The 10,239-nt window shown below is 59.5% G+C and carries 7 protein-coding genes and 2 pseudogenes; 4 read left to right on the top strand and 5 right to left on the bottom strand.

Annotated features, from left to right (window positions below):
• Positions 1–69: 69 nt before the first annotated feature.
• The 4 genes and pseudogenes from crcB to ACQKP2_RS30420 all read right to left on the bottom strand — a co-directional run.
• A pseudogene (crcB, locus tag ACQKP2_RS30405) lies at positions 70–390 on the bottom strand (fluoride efflux transporter CrcB); the annotation flags it as partial.
• Positions 390–1,712, bottom strand: coding sequence for a replication-associated recombination protein A (locus ACQKP2_RS30410; RefSeq protein ID WP_427582021.1), 1,323 nt, complete (start codon positions 1,710–1,712; stop codon positions 390–392). The pseudogene crcB and the gene ACQKP2_RS30410, both read right to left, overlap by 1 nt.
• A 159-nt stretch (positions 1,713–1,871) precedes the next feature.
• Positions 1,872–2,495: an outer membrane lipoprotein chaperone LolA gene (gene lolA / locus ACQKP2_RS30415; RefSeq protein ID WP_427582022.1), complete on the bottom strand. Its 624-nt coding sequence runs from the start codon at positions 2,493–2,495 to the stop codon at positions 1,872–1,874.
• 66 nt (positions 2,496–2,561) lie between these two features.
• Positions 2,562–4,970 carry a DNA translocase FtsK gene (locus ACQKP2_RS30420; protein ID WP_427582023.1) on the bottom strand — a complete coding sequence of 803 codons (2,409 nt, stop codon included), beginning with the start codon at positions 4,968–4,970 and terminating at the stop codon, positions 2,562–2,564.
• Between the two features lie 318 nt (positions 4,971–5,288).
• Between ACQKP2_RS30420 and trxB the strand changes: the two genes are divergently transcribed.
• The 4 genes from trxB to infA all read left to right on the top strand — a co-directional run bounded on the left by trxB (position 5,289) and on the right by infA (position 8,145).
• The gene (gene trxB / locus ACQKP2_RS30425; RefSeq protein WP_427582024.1) at positions 5,289–6,248 is read left to right on the top strand and encodes a thioredoxin-disulfide reductase; all 960 of its coding nucleotides are present in this window, start codon (positions 5,289–5,291) and stop codon (positions 6,246–6,248) included.
• A gap of 63 nt (positions 6,249–6,311) precedes the next feature.
• Entirely contained in the window at positions 6,312–6,992 is a 681-nt protein-coding gene (aat, locus tag ACQKP2_RS30430; RefSeq protein WP_427582025.1) for a leucyl/phenylalanyl-tRNA--protein transferase, read from the top strand.
• Positions 6,993–7,107: 115 nt separating this feature from the next.
• Positions 7,108–7,815, top strand: a complete 708-nt coding sequence (locus ACQKP2_RS30435) for an arginyltransferase (RefSeq protein WP_427582026.1) — start codon at positions 7,108–7,110, stop codon at positions 7,813–7,815.
• A 111-nt stretch (positions 7,816–7,926) separates the two neighbouring features.
• Positions 7,927–8,145: a translation initiation factor IF-1 gene (infA, locus tag ACQKP2_RS30440; RefSeq protein ID WP_002553999.1), complete on the top strand. Its 219-nt coding sequence runs from the start codon at positions 7,927–7,929 to the stop codon at positions 8,143–8,145.
• Positions 8,146–8,379: 234 nt separating this feature from the next.
• On the opposite strand, the pseudogene ACQKP2_RS30445 reads toward infA, so the two are convergent.
• Positions 8,380–10,140: pseudogene (locus ACQKP2_RS30445) on the bottom strand (AAA family ATPase); the annotation flags it as partial.
• Positions 10,141–10,239 lie beyond the last annotated feature (99 nt).

A 10,239-nucleotide genomic window follows, 5' to 3' on the forward strand; every position in this document is an offset into this window, starting at 1 on the left:
CGTCGGCCAGTTTGAGCAACAGCAGCGAGCGCTCCTTGGGCGGGGTCTGCGACCAGCTGTCGAACGCGCGCTGATGGCAGCATAGCCCAGGGCCAGCGGCACCTGCCCGCTTTCCAGCAGGCGCACCGTATCCAGTGAAAAGGATGAAAAAGTCGTCAGCCCTCCGAGGAAGCCGACGATCAACCCGGCGCGCACCTCGATGGGGACTTCCGGGCGTATCAAAAAAAGGCCGTACAGAACGCCGATCAGCAAACAGCCGACGATATTAACGGCCAGCGTCGCGGTATAGAAGTGCCGCGGGTAATTAGCGTTGATCCAGATACCGGCAGCAAAGCGCACCAGCGTACCGGCGACACCGCCAAGGGAAACAGCAATGATCAAGGGAACCACTATTTTCTCCGCTGCCGAGGACTCAAACGATCAAGTTGCGCCAAATGATTGAGCTTCTCGCCGATCTTCAATTCCAGGCCGCGGGGCACCGGCTGATAGAACGGCTGCGGATCGAGCTCTTCCGGGAAATAGTCTTCGCCGGCCGCATAGGCATCCGGCTCATCGTGCGCGTAACGGTATTCATCGCCATAACCGAGCTGCTTCATGAGCTTGGTCGGTGCATTGCGCAAGTGCAGCGGCACTTCCAGCGAACCGTGTTCGGCAGCACTGCGCAAGGCGGCCTTGAACCCCATGTACACCGCGTTGCTTTTCGGTGCGCAGGCCAGGTAGGTGATGGCCTGGGCCACTGCCAGTTCGCCTTCGGGGCTGCCCAGGCGTTCCTGTACCTCCCAGGCCGCCAGGCACAGGCTCAGGGCTCGCGGGTCGGCGTTGCCGATGTCTTCGCTGGCCATGCGCACCACGCGCCGGGCCAGGTACAGCGGGTCGCATCCACCGTCGATCATACGGGCGAACCAGTACAACGCCGCATCGGGGTTGGAACCGCGCACCGATTTATGCAGTGCGGAAATCTGGTCGTAGAACGCTTCGCCGCCCTTGTCGAAGCGTCGACGGGTATCCCCGAGGAGGCTCTGCAACTGTTCGACGCCGATCTCGCTGCTGTCTTCGGCCAGGTCCGAGGCGTTTTCCAGCAGATTGAGCAGACGCCGGCCATCGCCATCGGCGGCCGACAGCAGCATCTGAAAACCTTCATCGCTGAGGCTCAGCTGGCGCTTGCCCAGCCCCCGCTCTTCGCTCAGCGCGCGATGCACCAGCTTGCGCAGCGCCGCTTCGTCCAGGCTCTTGAGCACATAGACCCGGGCACGGGAAAGCAAGGCGTTGTTGAGTTCAAACGAGGGGTTTTCCGTGGTCGCGCCGATGAAAATCAGCGTGCCGTCTTCGACATACGGCAAGAAGGCATCTTGCTGGGATTTGTTGAAGCGATGGACTTCGTCAACGAACAGGATCGTGCGCCGGCCGTATTGGGCGGCCTGCTGCTTGGCGATCTCCACGGCCTGACGAATTTCCTTGACGCCCGCCAGCACCGCCGACACCGTTTCGAAGTGCGCATCGGAGACTTCCGCCAGCAGCCGCGCCAGGGTGGTCTTGCCCACTCCCGGCGGTCCCCAGAAAATCATCGAATGCAGGGCACCCTGCTCCAGCGCTTCGCGCAACGGCTTGCCGCGAGCGAGCACATGCTCCTGGCCGACGTACTCGTCCAGGTTGGTCGCGCGCAATCGTGCGGCCAGTGGTTGCGCGATCGGGGTGCTGCGAAACAGGTCCATCACGTATCGTTGAAACCTCGTTTGATCTGGAAACTGATCCCTGTAGGAGCGAGCAAGCTCGCGATGGTCGTCAACGATAACGCTGGTATCCTGACACCCAGCGGTGTTCTTGAGACCATCGCGAATGAATTCGCTCCTACAGGTACAGGGGGCCGCGTTTTATTCCTGGATGACATCGGCTCCCTTGGGGATGTCGAACTTGAACCGGGATGCAGGAATCGGCTCGTTGGCCTTCACGCCGGTGAACAGCAGATTGGTGCGCTGGCCGACACTGTCGATCAGTTGCATGTCATTGACCAGCCCGTTGCGGAACGACAGGCGCAAGCTGTCGAACAAGGTGTCCTTGGTTTTCGGCTTGAGGACGAAGTCGACCACACCCCCCGCTTCCTTGGCGCTGATATTGAAACTTTCGCTGATCTTCGACACGTCACCCGACAACAGCAAGGCCGGGGTCTGGGTCAGGCGCATATCGAGCTTCTTGATGGTCACCTGCTCCAGGTCCGGGTCCCACAGCGTGACCTTCTGGCCGTCGGAGATCACCACCTGCTCCTGCGGTGCATCGGTGTGCCAGTAGAACAGCCCCGGGCGCTGCAGCGACATCTGGCCGGCGGTTTCCTGCAACTGGGTGCCGGTGCCGTCGAGGGTCAACTGGGAGAAGCGCGCGGTCAGGGTCTGGGATTTTTCCAGCAGTTGGGTCAGGCGCGCCACGTCCTTGTCATCGGCGTGGGCCGAGAGGGTGGTCAAAGCCAGTACCGGCAGCAACAGCATGCGGATAAGACGCATGGGAGTCCTCTTGATATTCATGGGAGTGCGGATGGCGCCCAGAGACGCCATCCCTTGAAATTCGGATCAGTCGCGCACTGGACCGGGGGCCAGCACTTCACGCGATCCATTGGTATTCATGGCCGTCACGACACCCGCCATCTCCATGGCCTCGATCATGCGCGCGGCGCGGTTGTAGCCGATTTTCAGCTTGCGCTGAACCGCCGAGATCGACGCACGACGGCTTTCCAGGACGAACTGCACCGCCTCGTCGTACAGCGCGTCGGTTTCCGCGTCATCGCCGTCGCCGCCACCGCTGCTGCCTTCAAAGCCGCTACCCGCCTCTTCCACGCCATTGAGAATGTCGTCGTTGTATTCCGGTGCCCCGCGCAGTTTCCAGGCTTCCACCACGCGATGCACCTCGTCGTCGGAAACGAAGGCGCCGTGAACCCGGATCGGCAGGCTGGTGCCCGGTGGCATGTACAGCATGTCACCGTGGCCCAGCAACTGCTCGGCGCCGCCCTGGTCGATGATGGTACGCGAGTCGATCTTGCTCGATACCTGGAACGCCATGCGGGTTGGAATGTTGGCCTTGATCAGACCCGTGATCACGTCAACCGACGGACGCTGGGTCGCAAGAATCAGGTGGATACCGGCAGCCCGGGCCTTCTGGGCGATACGGGCGATCAGCTCTTCGACCTTCTTGCCGACGATCATCATCATGTCGGCAAATTCGTCGACGACCACGACAATGGTCGGCAACTTGGTCAGCAGCGGCGCTTCATCGTGGATGCTCTCGCGCTTGTACAGCGGATCGCTCAACGGCTCGCCGGCCTCCTGGGCTTCCTTGACCTTGGCGTTGAAGCCCGACAGGTTTCGCACGCCCATCTTCGCCATCAGCTTGTAGCGCCGCTCCATCTCCGCAACGCTCCAGCGCAAGGCGTTGGCCGCGTCCTTCATGTCGGTGACAACCGGGCAAAGCAGGTGCGGAATGCCTTCGTAGATCGACAGCTCGAGCATTTTCGGGTCGATCATGATCAGCTTGGCGTCTTCCGGACCGGACTTGAACAGGATCGACAGAATCATCGCGTTCACACCCACCGACTTACCGGAACCGGTCGTACCGGCCACCAGCAGGTGAGGCATTTTCGCAAGGTCGGTGATGACCGGCTTGCCGCCAATGTCATGACCCAGGGCCAGGGTGACCGGCGACTTGAAGTTGTCGTACTCGGTGGTCGACAACACTTCGGAAAAACGCACGATCTGCCGGTCTTCGTTGGGAATTTCGATACCGACGGTGGTCTTGCCCGGAATCACTTCCACGACACGCACGCTCGTCACCGCCAGGGAACGAGCCAGGTCCTTGGCGAGGTTGGCGATACGGCTGACCTTGACCCCGGCCGCCGGTTGAATCTCGTATCGGGTAATCACCGGCCCCGGATGGATCGAATCCACGGCCACTTCGACGCCGAATTCCTTGAGCTTGATTTCCAGCAGGTGGCCGACGGCCGCCAGGGATTCGGGGGAGTAATTGAGTTGTTTCTTTTCCGCCGGATCAAGAATCGAGATCGGTGGCAAGGTGCCTTCAACCGCGCTGTCGACGAACAGCGGCGCCTGCTTCTCCTTTTCCACGCGCTTGCTCGGCGCCGCCGGTTTGACCGGGGCCGGGGCAATGACCGGTGGCACCTGTTTCTCACGCTCGGACATGTGCTTGCTCAGCGCCTGCTCACGCTCGATCAGGCGCTCCTTGACCCTGGCCTGCTCACGCTTGTCGGTAACGGTTGGCGCGACCACCTCGTCGACACGATCATCGACCTCGCGCAATTGCGCCACCAGTTGCTTGCGTTCGGTACGAGCCGCCCACCAGCGATTGGCAACGCCCTGGAACAGCTCGAACAGGTCGAGGGTAATCTTGCCCGTGACGTCCATCACCTTGAACCACGACAGATCGGTGAACACCGTCAGGCCAAACAGGAACAATGCAATGAACAGCAACGTGCTGCCTTGAATATTCAATGCATTCCTGGCCAGATCGCCCAGGCTTTCGCCCAGCGCGCCACCGGCGCCGGCAGGCAGCCCCGTCGCGGCATGGAAATGGATATGCGCCAGGGCGGCGCCGGAAAGCACCAGAAACACCAGGCCGATCAGGCGCCAGGAGAACAGCCAGCCGCTCCACTGCCACGGCTCGTGGCGCTGGCGGAAAATCTGGTAAGCCTTGATCGCCAGCAACAACGGAAAAATGTAGGCAAAGTACCCGAGCACCATGAACAGGATATCGGCGCTGTAGGAGCCGGCAGGCCCGCCGAAGTTCTGAACGTCATCGATCTTGCTGTTATGGCTCCAGCCCGGATCATCCTTGCCATAAGTCAGCAAGGCCATCATCAGGAACAGGCACAGCGCACCAATGGCAATCAATGCACCTTCCTTGAGCCGGTAGTGCAACTGCTGACGCCAGAGCGGAACGACTGTTTTGGGTGCTTCGGTGGATTTCTTCAAAACGCTTCTTTTCCTGCGCCCAAGGCGCGTCCATCTGTTGAGTGGCTATAAACAACCGCAAAAAACCGCCCGATACAGGCAGGTAAAAAAGTTGACGGGCGCAACCGGGACTACTTTTAACATTGCGCCCCGGATTATATAAACACGAAGCGCGACCCTAATTCTGTTACAAATGCTGTTACAACCAGGCATTGTACGGGTTTATACGTGCGATGCCATGCTTGAAACACTTGAATGCAGCATAGTCAAAAACACATAACATGCGACTCAATTTGAGCACGCATTCTCTTTTGTGACAAAGGCTTATGAGGTGTTTTTATGAGCGAAGCACAACATCACCGCCTGATCATTCTGGGTTCCGGCCCCGCCGGTTACAGCGCGGCCGTGTATGCCGCCCGCGCCAACCTCAGACCCGTTGTCATCACCGGCATACAGGCAGGTGGCCAGCTCACCACCACCGTCGAAGTCGATAACTGGCCAGGCGATGTCGAAGGACTTACCGGGCCGGTCCTGATGGAACGCATGCAAAAACACGCCGAGCGCTTTGATACACAGATCGTTTACGACCATATCCATACAGCCAAGTTGCAACAGCGCCCGTTTGAATTGACCGGCGACAGTGGCACTTACACTTGCGACGCCCTGATTATCGCCACCGGCGCCTCGGCACAATATCTGGGACTGCCGTCGGAAGAGACCTTTGCCGGTAAAGGCGTGTCGGCCTGTGCGACCTGCGACGGTTTCTTCTATCGCAATCAAGTGGTCGCCGTGGTCGGCGGTGGCAACACAGCCGTCGAGGAAGCACTGTATTTGTCCAACATCGCCAGGGAAGTCCATCTGATCCATCGTCGCGACAAACTGCGCGCCGAGAAGATCCTCCAGGACAAGCTCTTCGAGAAAGCCGCCAATGGCAATGTCCGCCTGCACTGGAACCAGAATCTGGACGAAGTACTGGGCGATGTCAGCGGAGTAACGGGCGCTCGCCTGCGCGACAGCCATACCGGAGATACCAGGGAACTGGCGGTGGCCGGCGTATTCATTGCCATCGGCCACAAGCCCAATACCGATCTGTTCGTCGGTCAACTGCAAATGCGTGACGGTTACCTGCAGGTCAAGGGCGGAAGCGAAGGCGATGCGACCGCAACCGCCATCCCGGGCGTGTTCGCCGCGGGCGATGTGGCCGATCATGTTTACCGCCAGGCAGTGACCTCTGCCGGGGCCGGCTGCATGGCAGCCCTGGATGCTGAAAAATACCTCGACGACTTTCCCGCCGTTTGACGGCACACTGGGTGGCGGGCGTTGTGCCCGCCACCGCCCTCCCCTTCTGCAAGCCCGGACGCCATGCTGACTTGGTTACAACGCAACTCCCTGACTTTCCCGCCGCTGGAAAAAGCCATGCGCGACCCCAACGGCCTGCTGGCTGCCGGTGGCGACCTGTCCGCCGACCGGCTGGTACAAGCTTACCGTCACGGATGCTTTCCCTGGTTCTCGGAGGGTCAGCCGATACTCTGGTGGTCGCCGGATCCGCGCACCGTGTTGTTTCCCGACGAACTGCACATTTCCCGCAGCCTGAACAAATTGCTGCGACAACAACGCTATCAAGTGACCTTCGACCAGGATTTCGCAGCCGTCATCCGTGCCTGCGCCGCACCACGGGAATATGCCGATGGCACCTGGATTACCCAGGCCATGCAGGACGCCTACCTGCAGTTGCATAGACGCGGCTACGCACACTCGGTGGAAGTGTGGGACCAGGGCGCACTCGTTGGCGGGCTGTATGGCCTGGCGATGGGACGGCTGTTTTTCGGCGAGTCGATGTTCAGCCATGCCGACAACGCATCCAAATATGGCTTTGCCACACTGGTACGACACCTGAAAGATGCAGGGTTCGTGCTGATCGACTGCCAGATGCCCACCAACCATTTACATAGCCTTGGCGCCCGTTCGATTCCCCGCAGTGCGTTTGCCGGTTACCTGGCGCAGTATCTGGATCAACCCAGCCGGGCAACCTGGGTTTGCTGAGCGACTTTTGCCGGCGTGGCTTACACTTAGAGGGGCGCTCGAAAAAGTGTTTCCCCGTCGCGCCGGAAACCCGTTGAATGCGCTCCTATTCAAAAGCTTATCCCGAGGGTTGATCATGACCGAGTTGGCGCGTTTGAAGTTTTATGCCACTCAGCCCCACTCATGCAGCTATCTGCCCAATGAGCAGGCTACGACCCTGTTTCTCGACCCCAGCCAGCCCATGGATGTGCATGTCTATGCAGATCTGTCGGAAATGGGTTTTCGTCGCAGTGGCGACCATCTGTATCGCCCCCATTGCCAGAATTGCAATGCATGCGTGCCGGCGCGCATCCCTGTCGCACAGTTCACCCCCAATCGCCAGCAGAAGCGTATTTTCAAACGCAACGCCGACCTGCAGGTTCGCCCGGCCAAACCGGGTTTCAACGAAGAATATTTCGACCTTTATCAACGCTATATCGAAGAGCGGCATGCCGACGGCGACATGTACCCGCCCAGCCGCGATCAATTTTCCACATTCCTTGTACGCGACCTGCCGTTTTCACGGTTTTATGAATTCCGCCTCGAGGGTCGGCTGCTGGCGATTGCCGTCACCGATCTGCTGCCGAACGGTCTTTCGGCGGTCTACACCTTCTATGAGCCCGCTGAAGAACGACGTAGCCTGGGTCGCTACGCCATCCTCTGGCAAATTGCCGAAGCCCGGCGCCTGGGCCTCGATGCGGTGTACCTGGGCTACTGGATCAAGAACTGCAAAAAAATGAGCTACAAGACCCAATATCGCCCTATTGAGCTGCTGGTGAACCAGCGCTGGGTCGTCCTGAACTAACGTACAGCCTAAACCCCTTGGCTTGAACCCCATTTTTCGGGCACAATGCACGCCGATTTTGCCTGGCGCAGTTGCACCGGGCCATTCACTGGACACCGAGGGCTTTACTGCATGTCGAAAGAAGACAGCTTCGAAATGGAAGGCACTGTCGTCGACACCCTGCCAAACACCATGTTTCGCGTGGAATTGGAAAATGGGCACGTCGTAACCGCGCATATCTCCGGCAAGATGCGCAAGAACTACATTCGTATTCTTACCGGTGACAAAGTGCGCGTCGAGCTGACGCCCTATGACTTGAGCAAAGGGCGCATCACCTACCGCGCTCGCTAAGCGAATCAATAAAAAACGCCCGGCACTACCGGGCGTTTTTTATTTGTCTGCAGTTTGGCCCCACGCCCCCCCTGTAGGAGCGAGCAGGCTCGCGATGGATATCCAGGCACCACTGGCATTCAGGATGCCCACGTTATCGTTGACGACCATCGCGAGCCTGCTCGCTCCTACAGGGAGAATGGCGCAAAGCAAAAAGGCGCCAATTGGCGCCTTTTTGCTTTGCCGCGATAACCGTCAGGCCATTTCGGCCGTGGTTTCGAACTCGAAGGTCAGCTCGCCATCCTTGATGTCGATGTGCACCACACCGCCATGCTCGGCCAGTTCGCCAAAGAGAATCTCCTCCGCCAGCGGACGCTTGATCTTGTCCTGGATCAGGCGCGCCATGGGACGAGCACCCATCATCGCGTCGTAACCACCTTCCGCCAGCCAGCTGCGGGCCGCGTCGGTGACTTCCAGCAGTACACGCTTGTCCTCCAGTTGCGCCTGAAGTTCGATAAGGAACTTGTCCACCACGCTTTTGATGACCTCATGACTGAGGCGACCAAACTGGATGATGGTGTCCAGGCGATTGCGGAACTCCGGTGTGAAGCTCTTCTTGATCACTTCCATCGCATCGGACGAATGATCCTGTAGCGTGAAGCCGATCGACGCACGCGCAGCCGTTTCGGCGCCGGCGTTGGTCGTCATGATGACGATCACGTTACGGAAGTCCGCCTTGCGCCCGTTGTTATCGGTCAGCGTACCGTGATCCATGACCTGCAACAGCAGGTTGAAGACTTCCGGGTGCGCCTTCTCGATCTCGTCGAGCAACAACACGCAATGCGGCTGCTTGGTGATGGCTTCGGTCAGCAGGCCACCCTGGTCGAATCCGACATAACCCGGAGGCGCACCGATCAGACGCGATACGGTATGACGCTCCATGTACTCGGACATGTCGAAACGAATCAACTCGACACCCAGCGCCTTGGCCAGCTGACGCGCCGCCTCGGTTTTACCGACACCGGTAGGCCCTGCGAACAGGAACGAACCGACTGGCTTGTCCGGCGACTTGAGGCCTGCACGAGACAGTTTGATCGCGGTCGCCAGGGAATCGATGGCAGCATCCTGACCGAACACCGTCAACTTCAGGTCACGCTCAAGATTACGCAGCAGCTCCTTGTCGGAACTGGTGACATGCTTGGGCGGAATCCGCGCGATTTTCGCAACGATGTCCTCGACCTGCGGCACATCGATTCGTTTTACACGCTTGTCGACCGGCTGCAGGCGCTGAAAGGCACCCGCCTCGTCAATGACATCGATAGCCTTGTCCGGCATGTGCCGGTCATTGATGTAGCGCGAAGCCAGTTCGGCGGCGGCGCGCAACGCTTCATCGCTGTACTCGATATTGTGATGCTGTTCGAAACGCCCCTTGAGACCGCGCAGGATGCCCACAGTGTCTTCCACCGATGGCTCCGACACGTCGACCTTCTGGAAGCGACGCGCCAAGGCACGATCCTTCTCGAAGATACCGCGAAATTCCTGGAACGTGGTCGAACCGATGCAGCGGATATCGCCGGAGGACAGCAATGGCTTGAGCAGGTTCGAGGCATCCATCACGCCACCGGAGGCAGCACCTGCACCGATGATGGTGTGGATTTCGTCGATGAACAGGATCGCCTGCGGACGTTTTTTCAATTCGCCCAGCAGCGCCTTGAAGCGCTTCTCGAAATCGCCGCGGTATTTGGTCCCGGCCAGCAAGGCCCCCAGATCGAGGGAGTAGACCACGCTGTGGGACAGCAGGTCCGGCACCTGATTATCGACAATGCGCTTGGCAAGGCCTTCGGCAATCGCGGTTTTACCCACGCCCGCCTCACCCACCAGCAACGGGTTGTTCTTGCGACGCCGCGCCAGGATCTGCGCAACACGCTCGACTTCCAGCTCACGACCTACCAGCGGATCGATGCGACCCTGGCGTGCGAGCTCATTAAGGTTGCTGGCATAAGCATCCAGAGGATTGCCCTCCACTGGAAACTGGCACGCAGGGACGGGTGCAGCGCCACCACCTGGCGCCACGACTCCAGGAAAAGCGCTTCATCGATGGCACCCCCGATGCGG

The sequence above is a fragment of the Pseudomonas sp. NPDC089569 genome (genome assembly GCF_050280625.1).
GTDB lineage: Bacteria > Pseudomonadota > Gammaproteobacteria > Pseudomonadales > Pseudomonadaceae > Aquipseudomonas.

Excerpts from the sequence above, each read along its gene's own strand:
- trxB (WP_427582024.1), top strand. The coding sequence starts at position 5,289 with ATGAGCGAAGCACAACATCACCGCCTGATCATTCTGGGTTCCGGCCCC.
- ACQKP2_RS30435 (WP_427582026.1), top strand. The coding sequence starts at position 7,108 with ATGACCGAGTTGGCGCGTTTGAAGTTTTATGCCACTCAGCCCCACTCA.
- ACQKP2_RS30410 (WP_427582021.1), bottom strand. The coding sequence starts at position 1,712 with ATGGACCTGTTTCGCAGCACCCCGATCGCGCAACCACTGGCCGCACGA.
- lolA (WP_427582022.1), bottom strand. The coding sequence starts at position 2,495 with ATGCGTCTTATCCGCATGCTGTTGCTGCCGGTACTGGCTTTGACCACC.
- infA (WP_002553999.1), top strand. The coding sequence starts at position 7,927 with ATGTCGAAAGAAGACAGCTTCGAAATGGAAGGCACTGTCGTCGACACC.
- aat (WP_427582025.1), top strand. The coding sequence starts at position 6,312 with ATGCTGACTTGGTTACAACGCAACTCCCTGACTTTCCCGCCGCTGGAA.